This window comes from Massilia jejuensis (assembly GCF_042656795.1).
In the GTDB taxonomy this organism is placed as follows: Bacteria; Pseudomonadota; Gammaproteobacteria; order Burkholderiales; family Burkholderiaceae_D; genus Telluria; species Telluria jejuensis.
The window spans coordinates 63,270-78,046 of sequence record NZ_JBHSMS010000036.1; the positions used below are offsets into that span (position 1 = coordinate 63,270).

Here is a 14,777-nt window from a genome sequence, read left to right on the forward strand (position 1 = left end):
TACCATTAGAATGGTTTCTCCAAAATTAATGATAAAAACAGGGAAACATGATCCGTTTGCCATTCGCCCTGGCTGCGCTGTGCCTCAGCGTCTCCACTTTCGCAGCCGACCCATTCGACGACAAGTTCCGCCAGCTCGACGAATTGCTGCCGCCGGCGTCGACCATCCGCACCGCCTCCGGTGCGCCTGGCCAGGCCTATTGGCAGCAGCGCGCGGACTACACGATCCGCGCCACGCTCGACGAAGCGAACCGTTCGATCCGCGGCGCCGGGACGGTCACCTACCATAACAATTCCCCCGACACCCTGCACTACCTGTGGGTGCAGCTCGACCAGAACATCTACAAGCCGAATTCGGACGCCCGCATGTCGACGACGGTCGCCCGCGAAGCCTGGGCCAAGCCGCGCAATCCGGAAGAAGGCCTGAAATTCGACGCCCTGCGCGCGACCTTCGAGGGCTTCACCTTCGAGGGCGGCTTCAACATCACGAGCGTGAAGTCGGGCGGGCGCCAGCTGGCCCACGTCATCAACCGCACGATGATGCGCATCGACCTGCCGCAGCCCCTCAAGCCGGGCCAGCGCTTCTCGTTCGACGTCGAATGGAACTACCGGATCAACGAGCAGAAGGTGCTGGGAGGGCGTTCGGGCTTCGAGAAATTCGACGACAAGAACGACCTGTTCGAGATCGCCCAGTTCTTCCCGCGCATGGCCGCCTATTACGACACCTACGGCTGGCAGCACAAGCAGTTCCTCGGCGCCGGCGAATTCACGCTCGAATTCGGCGACTACGATGTCGCCATCACGGTCCCGGCCGACCACATCGTCGCCTCGACCGGCGTGCTGCAAAATCCGCGCGAAGTATTGAGCGCCGCCCAGCGCGAGCGCCTGGAACGCGCGAAGAAGTCGAACAAGCCGGTGCTCATCGTCACCCAGGCGGAAGCCGAGCAGGCCGAGAAGACGCGTGCGAGCACCATGAAGACCTGGCGCTTCAAGGCGAACAACGTGCGCGACTTCGCGTTCGCGTCGAGCCGCAAGTTCATCTGGGACGCGCAGGGATTGAAAAGCGGCGAGCTCGATGTGATGGCGATGTCCTACTATCCGAAGGAAGGCAATCCGCTGTGGGAGAAATACTCCACGCACGCGATCGTCCACACCATCGAGCAGTACAACAAGTATTCGTTCGACTATCCGTACCCGACCGCGATTTCCGTGAACGGCCCGGTGGGCGGCATGGAATATCCGATGATCTCGTTCAACGGCCCGCGTCCGACGAAAGACAAGAAGACGGGCGAGCTGACCTATTCGAAGCGCACCAAGTACGGCCTGATCGGCGTGATCATCCACGAAGTGGGCCACAACTACTTCCCGATGATCGTCAACTCGGACGAGCGCCAGTGGACCTGGATGGACGAGGGCCTGAACTCCTTCGTGCAGACGCTGGCCCAAGAAGCCTGGGAAGAAAACTGGCCGGAAATGCGCGGCGAGCCGCGCTTGATCACCGACTACATGAAGAGCCGCAACCAGGTGCCGATCATGACCAATTCGGAGTCGCTGCTCCAGTTCGGCAACAACGCCTATGCCAAGCCGGCCGCCGCCCTGACGGTGCTGCGCGAGACGGTGCTGGGGCGCGAACTGTTCGACTTCGCCTTCCGCGAATACGCCCGGCGCTGGAAGTTCAAGCGCCCGACCCCGGCCGACTTCTTCCGCACCATGGAAGACGCGTCCGGCACCGACCTCGACTGGTTCTGGCGCGGCTGGTTCTACACCACCGACGCCGTCGACGTGAGCGTGGACGGCATCAGCGAGTACACGATCAGCTCGCAGAATCCCGAAACCGAAAAGGCCTGGCGCCGCAGGATGAAACAGGCCGAGCCGGTCTCGCTGACCGACCAGCGCAACAAGGGCATGCCGCGCCGCGTCGACGCCCATCCCGAGCTGAAGGATTTCTATAACCGGTACGACGACTTCACCGTCACCAACGCGGACCGCAACAAGTTCGCCGAGTCGCAGGAAAAGCTGGAAGACTGGGAAAAGGCGCTGCTCTCGTCGGGCAAGCACCTGTACCTGGTCGACTTCAGCAACGTCGGCGGGCTAGTGACGCCGCTGGTGCTGGAAATCACGCTGGCCAGCGGCAAGAAGTACATCGAGCGCATCCCGGCCGAAGTGTGGCGCTACTCGCCGAAGAAGATCACGAAACTGGTCGTCACCGACGAACCGATGACCGGCCTGACCCAGGATCCGTTCTGGGAGACGGCCGACATCGACCAGGACAACAACGCCTGGCCGCGCAAGCCGGCGCCATCGCGCCTGGAGCTGTTCAAGACCGAACGCGGCGGCAACGACATGATGAAGGACTTCAATGCCAAGCTGAAGACCAAGGAAGAAAGAGCGGCCGAGGACGCAAAGAAAGAGAAGGACACGGTGCCGAAGATACAGTGACGATGCGGCCCAGCGTGCGAGAGGTCGCCACGGCGGTTTTTGCACGCTCGCCGGGCGGACGGCAGCGCCGTCCGCCCGGATTGAAGCCGGTGGCCGCGCATGATAAGCGCGGCCACCGTCGCTTCGTTTGGAACCAACCAGAATACCCATGACCATGATTCACCTCGCCCGCCTTTCTTTGCTGACCGTGCCGCTGACCCTGGCGCTGACCCTGGCCTTGTGCGCGGGCGCCCGCGCCGCCGACAAGTTCGACGACAAGTTCCGCCAGCTCGACGAGCTGCTGCCGACGGCATCGAGCACCCGCAGCGCCTCGGGCGCGCCGGGCCACGCCTACTGGCAGCAGCGCGCCGACTACAAGCTGCGCGCCACGCTCGACGAGGCGAACCGCGCCATCACCGGCGCCGGCACCATCACCTACCACAACAATTCACCCGACACCCTGCACTACCTGTGGGTGCAGCTGGACCAGAACATGTTCCGCGGCGACTCGGACAACCGCAACATCTCGACCATTCCCTCACGCGAATCCTGGCAAAAAGGCGGCCCCGAAGGCGTGAAGTTCGACGCGATCCGCTTCGCCTTCGAGAGCCGCGTCTTCGAAGGCGGCTTCCAGCTCAAGAGCGTCAAGAATGCCGACGGGCGCCCGTTGCGCCACACGATCAACAAGACGATGATGCGCGTCGACCTGCCGCAGCCGCTGAAACCGGGCCAGCGCTTCTCGTTCGCGCTGGAGTGGAGATTCAACATCCCCGAGGCCAGCGTGCTCGGGCGCCGCATGGGCTACGAGCGCTTCGACCAGGAAGACCGGAACGACCTGTTCGAGATCGCCCAGTGGTTCCCGCGCATGGCCGCCTATTACGACACCTACGGCTGGCAGAACAAGCAGTATCTCGGCGACGGCGAATTCACGCTCGAATTCGGCGACTACGATGTCGCCATCACGGTCCCGGCCGACCACATCGTCGCCTCGACCGGCGTGCTGCAAAATCCGCGCGAAGTATTAAGCGCCGCCCAGCGCGAGCGCCTGGAACGCGCGAGGAAGTCGAACAAGCCGGTGCTCATCGTCACCCAGGCGGAAGCCGAGCAGGCCGAGAAGACGCGTGCGAGCACCATGAAGACCTGGCGCTTCAAGGCCAACAACGTGCGCGACTTCGCGTTCGCGTCGAGCCGCAAGTTCATCTGGGACGCGCAGGGATTGAAAAGCGGCGAGCTCGATGTGATGGCGATGTCCTACTATCCGAAGGAAGGCAATCCGCTGTGGGAGAAATACTCCACGCAGGCGATCGTCCACACCATCGAGCAGTACAACAGGTATTCGTTCGACTATCCGTACCCGACCGCGATTTCCGTGAACGGTCCTATCGGCGGCATGGAATACCCGATGATCTCGTTCAACGGCCCGCGTCCGACGAAAGACAAGAAAACGGGCGAGCCGACCTATTCGAAGGCGACCAAATATGGCCTGATCAGCGTGATCATCCACGAGGTCGGCCACAACTATTATCCGATGATCGTCAACTCTGACGAGCGCCAATGGACCTGGATGGACGAGGGCCTGAACTCCTTCCTCCAGTTCCTGGCCGAGGAGGCCTGGGAAGACAACTACCCGGCGCGGCGCGGCGAGCCGCGCGACATCGTCGACTACATGAAGAGCCGCAACCAGGTGCCGGTCATGACGAATTCGGAATCGGTCTTGCAGCGCGGTCCGAACGCCTACGGCAAGCCGGCGACCGCCCTGAACATCCTGCGTGAAACGGTGCTGGGGCGTGAACTGTTCGACTTCGCCTTCAAGGAATATGGACGCCGCTGGAAGTTCAAGCGCCCGACCCCGGCCGACTTCTTCCGCACCATGGAAGACGCGTCCGGCACCGACCTCGACTGGTTCTGGCGCGGCTGGTTCTATACCACCGACGCCGTCGACGTGCGCGTGGACGGCATCAGCGAGTACACGATCAGCTCGCAGAATCCGGAAACCGAAAAGGCCTGGCGCCGCAAGATGAAACAGGCCGAGCCGGTCTCGCTGACCGACCAGCGCAACAAGGGCATGCCGCGCCGCGTCGACGCCCATCCCGAGCTGAAGGATTTCTATAACCGGTACGACGACTTCACCGTCACCAACGCCGATCGCAACAAGTTCGCCGAGTCGCAGGAAAAGCTGGAAGACTGGGAAAAGGCGCTGCTCTCGTCGGGCAAGCACCTGTACCTGGTCGACTTCAGCAACGTCGGCGGGCTGGTGACGCCGCTGGTGCTGGAAATCACGCTGGCCAGCGGCAAGAAGTACATCGAGCGCATTCCGGCCGAAGTGTGGCGCTACTCGCCGAGGAAGATCACGAAACTGGTCGTCACCGACGAACCGATGACCGGCCTGACCCAGGATCCGTTCTGGGAGACGGCCGACATCGACCAGGACAACAACGCCTGGCCGCGCAAGCCGGCGCCATCGCGCCTGGAGCTGTTCAAGACCGAACGCGGCGGCAACGACATGATGAAGGATTTTAATACGCCCCTGAAGAAATCCGAGCCTGCAGCGAAGGCGGGACAGTAGATGCGCGGCCTGAAGACGCTGCTCGCCGCCGCGCTGCTGCTGTGCAGCGCGATGGCCTGCGCGCACCGCTTCCATGCGGGGATCACCGACATCGCCTTCAATGTCCGCACCGGCAATACCGAGATCGTCCACACCTACATGGCGCACGATGTCGAGGCCTTGCTGGCGAACCTGTACGGGCGTGCGCTCGACCTCGCCGACGCGGACGACCAGCAGGTGCTGCGCACGTATGTCGAGGAGCGCTTCCGCGTGCTGGGCCCGGATCAGGCGCGCCTGCCGCTGCGCTGGGTCGGCATCAGGGCCGATGCCGAGAAGGTCACCGTGTTCCAGGAGATTGAGCAGACCCCGCTGTCGAAGGCCGGCGCCATCCACGATAGCGTGCTGATCGATTTCATTCCCGAGCAGGTCAATACGGTCAACCTGAGCGAGGACAATGCCGTACGCACGCTCACTTTCGACCGCCATCAACTGGAACAGCCGACGCGCTGAATACTTCATGCCGACTATCCGTCCCCTGCCCTGCGCGCTGGCCGCGCTGTTTTCCGTCTCCCCCGCGCTCGCCGATGACCTGGTGCTGCAGCGCGTGCTGGTCGAAGGCTCGCGCCTGAGCCAGCTCGGCATCGCCGAATCGGCCAATGCCGGCTCGGTCGGGCAGAAGGAGCTGGCAGCGCGCACCACTTACCGCCCGGGCGAGATGCTGGAAGCGATGCCCGGCCTGATCGCCAGCCAGCACAGCGGCGAGGGCAAGGCGAACCAGTTCTACCTGCGCGGCTTCAATCTCGACCACGGCACCGACCTGGCCACCTGGGTCGACGGCATGCCGGTCAACCAGCGCAGCCATGCGCACGGCCAGGGATGGACCGACGTGAACTTCCTGATTCCGGAAGTGGTCGGCCGCCTCGACTACCGCAAGGGGCCGTACGCGTCGCACGACGGCGACTTCGCCGCGGCCGGCAGCGCCGAGATCAGCTATGTGAACCGCCTGGTCAAGAGCGTCGCAGGCGTTACCGCGGGCCAGCACGGCTTCGCGCGTACCGTGCTGGCCGGTTCGCCCGACGTCGCCGGCGGCACCCTGCTCTACGCGCTCGAGCTGATGAACAACGACGGTCCCTGGACCCGGCCCGATGACTACCGCAAGCGCAACGGCGTGCTGCGCTACAGCCGCGGCTATGCCAACAACGGCTGGAGCGTGACGGCGATGGCCTATCGCGGCACCTGGAACGCGACCGACCAGATTCCGTTGCGCGCGCTCGAGGATGGCAGCCTGGGACGCTTCGACGCGGTCGACGGCAGCAGCGGCGGTAGTGCGCGCCGCTACAGCCTGTCGGGCAACTGGCGCCAGAGCGGGACCGATTCGACTTCCAAAGCAAGCGCGTATGTGATCCGCAACCAGCTCGACCTGTACTCGAATTTCACCTATTTCATGAACGACCCGGTCAACGGCGACCAGTTTGCCCAGCCCGACCGGCGCGTCACGAGCGGCCTGGACGCGGCCCACACCTTCCACCTGCACCGCGGCACGCGCATGGCCTCGGACCTGACGGTCGGCGCGCGGCTCCAGAACGACAACATCTTCAACGGCTTGTACGACACCCGCGCGCGCCGGCGCCTCGCCACCACCCGTGAAGACCATATCGTCGAGACCAGCGGCGGCCTGTTCGTCGAAAGCGCCATGCGCTGGGGCGAGGCCCTGCGCGGCGTGGCCGGCGTGCGTGTCGACCGCTTCCGCTTCGATGTCGAGAGCGACCTGGCCGTCAACACCGGGCGGGCCTACGATACGCAGGCAAGTCCCTCGTTCAGCCTGATCTTCGCGCCGCTGGCCTCGACCGAGTTTTATGTGAACTACGGCCACGGCTTCCACAGCAACGACGCGCGCGGCACGGTGGCAAGCATCGACCCCAAGACGCGCGATCCGTTGGAGCGCGCGCCGGGCCTGGCGCGCGCGCGCGGCATGGAACTGGGGATGCGCACGGAAGCCGTGCGGAAGATGCAGACGGCCGTCTCGCTCTACCGGCTCGACTTCGATTCGGAGCTGACCTATATCGGCGATGCGGGCACGACCGAAGCGGGCGGCGCCAGCCGGCGCTACGGCGTCGAGTTGTCGCATTACTGGCGGCCCATGAAATGGCTGTCGGTCGACTTCGACGCGGCCTATGCGCGTGCGCGGTCGCGGAACGGCGACCACATTCCCGGCGCCGTGGAAGGCGTGGGCCAGCTGGCGCTGACCGCGGACAAGCTGGGGCCGTGGTCGGGCGCGCTGCGCCTGCGCTATTTCGGCCCGCGTCCGCTGGTCGAAGACAACAGCGTGCGCTCCAGCGCCAGCACCACGCTCAACGGGCGTATCGGCTACAAGGCCGGCAAGGACTGGCAGCTCGAGCTGGAAGCCTTCAACCTCACCAACCGGCGCGATTCGGCGATCGACTACTATTATGCGTCGCAGCTGGCCGGGGAGCCGACGGCGCGCGACGATATCCACTTGCATCCGATCGAGCCGCGCTCGCTGCGCCTGACGCTCACCAGGACCTGGTAGGTGGACGCCCGCGCGGAGCCGGTCTTCACCGGCCCCGGCAAAAAATGCTAGGCTGCGGGGCATGACACCATCCGAACTGCCCTACACCGATCCTTCCCGCCTGGCCCAAGCCCTGGTCGGCAACGGCTATGCGCTGCTGCGTCCTCTCGAGGTCGCGCGCCTTGCCGGCTGCACGCTGGCCGACCTCGATGCGCTGGCGCCGAGCTGGGACCATTTGGCACTCGACCACTACCTGAAGGACGGCGGCCGCTACCGCCGCCGGCGCCATTCCTGCTTCGTCGATGACGGCAAGGCGCTGATCCCGACGCCGCACCGCGCGCACTGGCAGCCGGTCGAGTACAACGCCCTGCACGGCGGCATGCACCGGATGTTCGAACCGATCGACGGCGATACCGTCGCCCGGCCGGCCTGGCAGCAACTGGTGCGTTCGCTCGGCGCCATCTGCTCGCAGGTGAAAGACGCGCGTCCCTGGTATGTGGAAGCGCACCAGTTCCGCATCGACACCGCCGACGGCATCGGCCGCCCGACCCCGGAGGGCGCGCACCGCGACGGCGTCGATTTCGTGGCCGTGATCCTGGTCGGGCGCACCGGCATCAAGGGCGGCGAGACGCGCGTGTTCGACGCTCACGGTCCGCGCGGCCAGCGCTTCACGATGACGCAACCGTGGACCCTGCTGCTGCTCGACGATGCGGCGGTGATCCATGAGTCGACGCCGATCCAGCCGCTGGCCGGGCACGGTTACCGCGATACGCTGGTGCTGACCTGGCGCGCGCAGTCGTTCCAGGGCGAGGACGCATGAACGCACCCGCCCGGCCTTGCCACCCGCCGCTTCGGCGCCGTCCTCGCGTCAGGCAAAAAAACGCCCGCGTACCTGACGGTAGCGGGCGGTAATCCAGAATTTCGGAGAAAAACTGGAGGAGACAGTTCTAATATACTGCAGTTCATTGTGCATCGCAATACGGTAGAACTACGGTACGCCTGCCGTAGCTTGGCTCTGCAATACGCTGGACGACGGAGAGCTTCGACCTGCATCGCGGGGCGGATTTGACGCACCGCATCATGCGCGTGCAGCATGCGCCAAAAAATGCACCAGATTGGTGCAAGTCACCGCTGTTTGTCGTCCTGCGGTCCGGTTTTCGGGACACATGGGGTGCCGGACTGGGACTGCGCCTCCGGTGCGCGGCCGCCCTCCCGTGCCGCCTCTTTCTCGCGCGCCGCGCGCATCGCACGCATCGATGGCGTCTCGGTATGCGACAGCACCCGGTTGGCCGGCGCCACACTGCCCAGGTGCGGCGCGGGCGCGACGCTGGCGCGCGCCGGCAGGGCGCCCGATGCGCGCCAGGTGTCGTCGGCGCCGCCGCAGTCGGGCGGCGGCGTAGGAGGCGCCGGCTCCTGCGGCGCAGCGGCGCACAGCGGCGCAATGACGGACAGAACGGCAAGCAATCCCGGCTTGTTCATGGAAGACTCCCTCTGAAAACCGATCTCGGCCAGAACGACGAAGGTGGCGACGATGCATGGCGAGCGGGCGCAACGCGGCACCCGCCTGTCAGGCGCGTCGGCAACGACGCATTCCCTGCCGGGATAGGTTAAAAAAGCTATTGTAGCGAGGCTTTCGGTGGAATGGCGCCCGCACGCGGCACGTGAGTTCGCGTCAACTTGCCGTCCCTTTGATAAACTGTTTCATTGCCGATCATGCCACGGCATCCCGCCTGATCACGGACCCGGAACCAAGCCCATGCCTTTACCGACACCACGTATTTTCCTCCTCGGCTCGGCCGCCCTGCTCTGTTTCGTACTGGCCGGATGCGGCAAGGACGAGGACGAGGCGAGGAAGGGGACCGCGCCCGCGACGCCGGCCCTGACTGTCACCACGGCGCGTCCGGCCACGGCCAGCCTGCCGCTCAAGCTCGGCGCCAATGGCAACGTCGCCGCCTGGCAGGAAGCGGTCATCGGCAGCGAGTCGGGCGGCTTGCGCCTGCTGGAGGTGCGGGTGAACGTGGGCGACATCGTCCGCAAGGGCGACGTGCTGGCCGTGTTCTCGGCCGATACGGTCAATGCCGATGTCGAGCAGGCGCGCGCCGCCGTGCAGGAAGCGCAGGCCAATGCCGCCGAGGCCGCGGCCAACGCGAAACGCGGCCAGGACCTCAAGAGTTCCGGCGCCGTCAGCGAGCAGCAAGCGACGCAATGGGCCACCGCCGCGCGCACGGCCCAGGCGCGCGTGGCCGCCGCCAAGGCCACGCTCACCCAGCAGCAGCTGCGCCTGAAATACACCCGGGTGATCGCGCCCGACGGCGGCGTCATCTCGGCGCGCAGCGCCACCGTCGGCGCCGTGGTCGGCGTGGGCACCGAACTGTTTCGCCTGATCCGCCAGGGCCGCCTGGAATGGCGCGCCGAGCTGCCGGCCTCCGACATCGGCCGCGTCAAGCCGGGCACGCGCGTGCGCGTCAAGGGCGCCAACGGCAGCGAGGTCGTGGGCAAGGTGCGCACGGTCGCGCCGACGGTCGATCCGCAAACGCGTACCACGCTGGTCTATGTCGACCTGCCCCCCAGCCTGTCGTCGAACGCGCCGCTAAAGGCCGGCATGTTCGCCGGCGGCGAATTCGAACTGGGCGCCTCGAACGCGCTGACCGTGCCGCAGCAGGCGATCGCCGTGCGCGACGGTTTCAGCTATGTGTTCCGCCTGAATCCGGACAGCCGCGTGAGCCAGGTGAAGATCGACACCGGACGCCGCCTGGGCGAGCGCATCGAAGTAGTCAAGGGCCTCGCGCCCGAGGCGCAGATCGTCGTCACCGGCGCCGGCTTCCTCAACGATGGGGATCTGGTACGCCAGGTAGCGGATCCGGCGAGGAATGCGCCGGCGGCGCCTGCCGCGCCGGCCAAGGTCGCGGCGCGCTGAAGGACGGGCCATGAATTTTTCCGCTCTTTCGATCCGTAATCCGATCCCGGCGATCCTGCTGTTCGCCCTGCTCACGCTGGCCGGCCTGCTGGCCTTCAAGGCCAACAAGGTCCAGTTCTTCCCCGATATCGAACTGCCGATCGTGACCGTCACCGCCACGCTCGAGGGCGCCGCGCCCGCCCAGCTCGAAACCGAGGTCGCGCGCAAGATCGAGAATTCGGTCGCCACGCTGCAAGGGGTGAAGAACATCTATACCAAGGTGCTCGACGGCGTGGCCACCGTCACCGTCGAGTTCATCCTAGAGAAGAACCTGTCGGACGCCGTCAACGACGTGCGCGACGCCGTCTCGCAGGTGCGCTCCGACCTGCCGCCCGAGATGCGCGAGCCGAGCGTGACCAAGGCCGCCACCGCCGGCCGTTCGATCCTCACCTTTACCGCCGTGGCCAGGCCGGGCGGCGCCGGACTCGACGACCAGGAGCTGTCCTGGTTCGTCGACAATACCGTCGCCAAGCGCCTGCTGAGCGTACCGGGCCTGGGCGCGGTGAAGCGCGTGGGCGGCGCCGACCGCGAAGTGCGGGTCGAACTCAACGAGGCGCGCATGGCCGCGCTGCGGGTGTCGGCGCTGGACGTGTCGCGCCAGTTGCGCAACGTGCAGCGCGAGGCGCCGGGCGGACGCGGCGACGTCAGCGGCGCCGAACAGTCGGTCCGCACCCTGGCCACCGTCGCCAGCGCGCAGGAACTCGCCCGCATGGACATCCCGCTGCCGGACGGGCGCCGCGTGCGCCTGGACGAAGTGGCGACCGTGATCGACACCGTCTCCGAGCCGCGCTCGCTGGCCGAGCGGGACGGGCGCAAGGTGGTCGGCTTCGAAGTCTTCCGTACCCGCGGCGCCAGCGAGACCGAAGTCGCCGACGGCGCGCGCGCGGCCGTCGCCGAACTGCAGAAGGCGCACCCGAACCTGGTGCTGGAAGAGGTGGTCGACAATGCCGCGCCGGTGCAGGAAAACTTCGACGCCTCGATGGAGATGCTCTACGAAGGCGCGGTGCTGGCCGTACTGGTGGTGTGGTGGTTCCTGCGCGACTGGCGCGCCACCTTCGTGGCCGCCGCCGCCCTGCCGCTATCGGTGATTCCCGCCTTCCTTGGCCAGTACCTGTTCGGCTACACGCTCAACATGGTCACCCTGCTGTCGCTGGCGCTGGTGGTCGGCGTGCTGGTCGACGACGCCATCGTCGAGATCGAAAACATCGCGCGCCACCTGCACATGGGAAAGAGCCCGATGCAGGCGGCGCTGGAAGCGGCCGACGAAATCGGGATGGCGGTCATCGCGACGACCTTCTCGCTGGTGGCCGTGTTCCTGCCGACCGCCTTCATGGGCGGCATCCCGGGGCGCTTCTTCAAGCAGTTCGGCTGGACGGCGGTGCTGGCGATCCTGGCCTCGCTGGTGGTGGCGCGCCTGCTCACGCCGATGATGGCGGCCTACATCATGAAACCGGCCAAGCCGCAGGTGGAAAAGGATGGGGCCATCATGCGTCGCTACATGAGCAGCATGCAGTGGTGCCTGCGCCACCGCCGCGTCACGGCGCTCGCCTCGCTGCTGTTCTTTGCCGGCTCGCTCGCGCTGGTGCCGCTGCTGCCGACCGGCTTCGTGCCGGCCGCCGACCGCGGCCAGACCATCGTCAACGTCGAACTGGCGCCCGGCTCGACGCTCGCGCAGACCCGGAGCGTGGCCGAGCAGGCGCGCCTGGCGGCCATGCGCGTGCCCGGCGTCAAAAGCGTCTTCAGCTCGATCGGCGGCGGCTCCAGCGGCGACGCCTTCGCGCCCGGCGCCTCGGCCGAAGCGCGGCGCGCGGTGCTGACGGTGACCACCACGCACCGCAGCGACCGCGACGAGTCGCTCTCCGACCTTGAGCGCCAGATACGCACGCAGCTCTCCGGCATTCCCGGCGCACGCTTTTCCGTCGGCCAGGCCGACACCGGCGGCAAGCTGCAACTGGTGCTGCGCAGCGAAGACCCGGCCGCCCTGACCGCCGCCGCCCAGCGCGCCGAGCGCGAACTGCGCACGCTGTCCGGCATCGGCAACGTCAGCTCGAGCGCCTCGCTGGTGCGCCCCGAGATCATCGTGCGCCCGGACTTCGCGCGCGCCGCCGACCTGGGCGTGACCGCCGCCGCCATCGGCGAGACCGTGCGCGTGGCCACGGCCGGCGATTACGAGCAGGCGCTCGCGAAAATGAACCTGTCGGAGCGCCAGGTACCGATCCGCGTCAAGCTGCCCGACAGCGTGCGCGCCGACCTCGACGCCATCGGCCGCCTGACGGTGCCGGGATCGAAGGGACCGGTGCTGCTGTCGAGCGTGGCCGACATCACGATGGAAAGCGGCCCGGCCCAGATCGACCGCCTGAACCGCAGCCGCAACGTCACGCTCGACGTCGAACTGGGCGGCCGCTCGCTCGGCGACGTCAACAGCGAAGCGCGCGCCCTGCCCGCGTTGACTTCGCTGCCGGCTTCGGTACAGATCGCCGAACTGGGCGACGCCCAGGAAATGCAGGCGCTGTTCGCCAGCTTCGGCGTGGCGATGGCGATCGGCGTGCTGTGCATCTACGGGGTGCTGGTGCTGCTGTTCCACGACTTCATGCAGCCGCTCACGATCCTGGCGGCGCTGCCGCTGTCGATCGGCGGCGCCTTCATCGCCCTGCTCCTGACCGGCAGCGCGCTGTCGATGCCGACCATGATCGGCCTGATCATGCTGATGGGGATCGTGACCAAGAACTCGATCCTGCTGGTCGACTACGCGATCCTGGCGCGCGCGGCGGGCATGAACCGCTTCGATGCCCTGGTCGACGCCTGCCACAAGCGCAGCCGGCCGATCATCATGACCACCATCGCGATGGGCGCGGGCATGCTGCCGCTGGCGCTGGGCTTCTCAGGCGACCCGAGTTTCCGCTCGCCGATGGCGATTGCCGTGATCGGGGGATTGATCACTTCCACGCTGCTGAGCCTTCTGGTGGTGCCGGCGGTATTTACCTATGTGGACGATGTCAAGCTGCTGCTGGACCGGGGGGTGCGCAAGATGCGGCGCCAGCCAAAGGAGCCGGTGCGCGGTGGCGAAGTGACGGCGGCGAAGTGAACCCGTCACCCTTGCGACGGCATGGCCTGCGTAGGACGTGCGTCGTCGTGCCCGTTGATCGAGCTGGTACGGATACGCCTGGATTATTCCGTTCGAAAACCGGACGCCCGGCCGGGCATGATGCCGGCCGGGACAGGTCCAGTGGAGCGCTACTGATTAGTAGTCGCGGCGGCGGCTGCCGCCAAGCAGCTTGGCCAGGATGTAGCCGGCGCCGAGGGCGATGGCCACGGCGGTACCCGGCTTGGTGCGCACGTATTCGCGACCCGAGTCAGCCAGTTGCTGGTAGGTGTCGTTCATTTGTGCGGAACGGGCGCTGAAGGTTTCCGATGCGCCGCTGAGCAGGCCGCTCAGCTTGTCGACGCCGGCGTGAGCGCTGCTCACCACGCGCTCGACCACCGGCTGGGCCGCTTCGGCAGCCCTGTCGATCGTCTTGTGCATTTCTTCAGGCTTGATCGAAGCCATCATGCCCGATTTCGACGAAGTATCGCCGGTGCCGGTGCTGGCGCCGGTCGCGCCGCCCATGGCGCCCGACGACGAACCGCCGGCCGAGCCCGACGAATCGGTGACCGACGGGCTGCCCAGCGAACCGGTGCCCGACGACGACGAACCCATCGCACCCGACGAGCTCGTGCTCGAACCCGTGCTCGAGGAGCCCACGCCCGACGTGCCGGCGGTGCCCGACAACGACGAACCGGACGAGCCGGTCGACGACGAACCGCCGGTCGAGCCCATCGACGAGCCGCTCGACGAGCCGCTCGAACCCATGCTGCCGGTGGAGCCGGCATTGCCGGAACCGCTGATGCTCGAACCCGTCGACGGGCTGGAGCTCGACGATGCGCTGCCCGACAGGCTGCCCGACGAACCGGCGCTGGCCGACGAACCCGGCATGCTCTTGTTCAGGCTGCCCGACTTGTCGTCCTTGCCGAAGCCCGACTGGTCCTTACCCATGCTGCTGCCGTTGCCCTGCTTACCGGCATCAACGCCTTTTCCCTCGCTCGACTTCTGATTATCCATGACTTTTGTCCTTGTAAAATGTAGACCAACGCGGAGTAGACCGGTACCCGACCCACATTCTTCCTCGATTCCGCTCGAAACAAAACGGAGGCGCGAAAATGAACTGCGCTACATCAATGGATCGTTCGGATCATGCCCTCGGTCAATGAATTACATCGACGACCTCAGGAAAGATCAAAAGTTCCTTCAACCAGCCACGTCACTTTCGCATCCCGTTTTGCAAGAGTACG

9 protein-coding genes are annotated in these 14,777 nt (G+C 66.2%); 7 read left to right on the top strand and 2 right to left on the bottom strand.

The features are described 5' to 3' along the window. Positions 1–47: 47 nt before the first annotated feature. From ACFPOU_RS10945 to ACFPOU_RS10965, 5 genes are all read left to right on the top strand, one after another. Entirely contained in the window at positions 48–2,438 is a 2,391-nt protein-coding gene (locus tag ACFPOU_RS10945) for a M1 family metallopeptidase (RefSeq protein WP_379720665.1), read from the top strand. Positions 2,439–2,592: 154 nt separating this feature from the next. After that, positions 2,593–4,983: a M1 family metallopeptidase gene (locus ACFPOU_RS10950; protein ID WP_379721231.1), complete on the top strand. Its 2,391-nt coding sequence runs from the start codon at positions 2,593–2,595 to the stop codon at positions 4,981–4,983. Beyond that, the gene (locus tag ACFPOU_RS10955; RefSeq protein WP_379720668.1) at positions 4,984–5,472 is read left to right on the top strand and encodes a DUF6702 family protein; all 489 of its coding nucleotides are present in this window, start codon (positions 4,984–4,986) and stop codon (positions 5,470–5,472) included. Between the two features lie 7 nt (positions 5,473–5,479). Next, the gene (locus tag ACFPOU_RS10960) at positions 5,480–7,513 is read left to right on the top strand and encodes a TonB-dependent receptor (RefSeq protein WP_379720671.1); all 2,034 of its coding nucleotides are present in this window, start codon (positions 5,480–5,482) and stop codon (positions 7,511–7,513) included. A 61-nt stretch (positions 7,514–7,574) separates the two neighbouring features. Then, positions 7,575–8,312 carry a 2OG-Fe dioxygenase family protein gene (locus ACFPOU_RS10965; RefSeq protein WP_379720674.1) on the top strand — a complete coding sequence of 246 codons (738 nt, stop codon included), beginning with the start codon at positions 7,575–7,577 and terminating at the stop codon, positions 8,310–8,312. A gap of 305 nt (positions 8,313–8,617) precedes the next feature. Here the strand turns inward: ACFPOU_RS10965 and ACFPOU_RS10970 are convergent, their stop codons facing one another. Next, on the bottom strand, positions 8,618–8,971 hold the full coding sequence (locus tag ACFPOU_RS10970) for a hypothetical protein (RefSeq protein WP_379720676.1): 354 nt from the start codon (positions 8,969–8,971) through the stop codon (positions 8,618–8,620). Between the two features lie 277 nt (positions 8,972–9,248). On the opposite strand from ACFPOU_RS10970, the gene ACFPOU_RS10975 reads away from it, so the two are divergent. Together ACFPOU_RS10975 and ACFPOU_RS10980 are read left to right on the top strand one after the other, a co-directional pair. Continuing rightward, on the top strand, positions 9,249–10,409 hold the full coding sequence (locus ACFPOU_RS10975) for an efflux RND transporter periplasmic adaptor subunit (protein ID WP_379720679.1): 1,161 nt from the start codon (positions 9,249–9,251) through the stop codon (positions 10,407–10,409). Positions 10,410–10,419: 10 nt separating this feature from the next. Beyond that, entirely contained in the window at positions 10,420–13,533 is a 3,114-nt protein-coding gene (locus ACFPOU_RS10980) for an efflux RND transporter permease subunit (RefSeq protein WP_379720682.1), read from the top strand. Positions 13,534–13,689: 156 nt separating this feature from the next. Here the strand turns inward: ACFPOU_RS10980 and ACFPOU_RS10985 are convergent, their stop codons facing one another. Further along, positions 13,690–14,547 carry an ElaB/YgaM/YqjD family protein gene (locus tag ACFPOU_RS10985; protein ID WP_379720685.1) on the bottom strand — a complete coding sequence of 286 codons (858 nt, stop codon included), beginning with the start codon at positions 14,545–14,547 and terminating at the stop codon, positions 13,690–13,692. Positions 14,548–14,777: the final 230 nt, after the last annotated feature.

Bases quoted from the DNA above. Each gene is read 5' to 3' on its own strand.
- ACFPOU_RS10970 (WP_379720676.1), bottom strand. From the start codon at position 8,971: ATGAACAAGCCGGGATTGCTTGCCGTTCTGTCCGTCATTGCGCCGCTG.
- ACFPOU_RS10965 (WP_379720674.1), top strand. From the start codon at position 7,575: ATGACACCATCCGAACTGCCCTACACCGATCCTTCCCGCCTGGCCCAA.
- ACFPOU_RS10945 (WP_379720665.1), top strand. From the start codon at position 48: ATGATCCGTTTGCCATTCGCCCTGGCTGCGCTGTGCCTCAGCGTCTCC.
- ACFPOU_RS10985 (WP_379720685.1), bottom strand. From the start codon at position 14,547: ATGGATAATCAGAAGTCGAGCGAGGGAAAAGGCGTTGATGCCGGTAAG.
- ACFPOU_RS10950 (WP_379721231.1), top strand. From the start codon at position 2,593: ATGATTCACCTCGCCCGCCTTTCTTTGCTGACCGTGCCGCTGACCCTG.
- ACFPOU_RS10975 (WP_379720679.1), top strand. From the start codon at position 9,249: ATGCCTTTACCGACACCACGTATTTTCCTCCTCGGCTCGGCCGCCCTG.
- ACFPOU_RS10980 (WP_379720682.1), top strand. From the start codon at position 10,420: ATGAATTTTTCCGCTCTTTCGATCCGTAATCCGATCCCGGCGATCCTG.
- ACFPOU_RS10955 (WP_379720668.1), top strand. From the start codon at position 4,984: ATGCGCGGCCTGAAGACGCTGCTCGCCGCCGCGCTGCTGCTGTGCAGC.
- ACFPOU_RS10960 (WP_379720671.1), top strand. From the start codon at position 5,480: ATGCCGACTATCCGTCCCCTGCCCTGCGCGCTGGCCGCGCTGTTTTCC.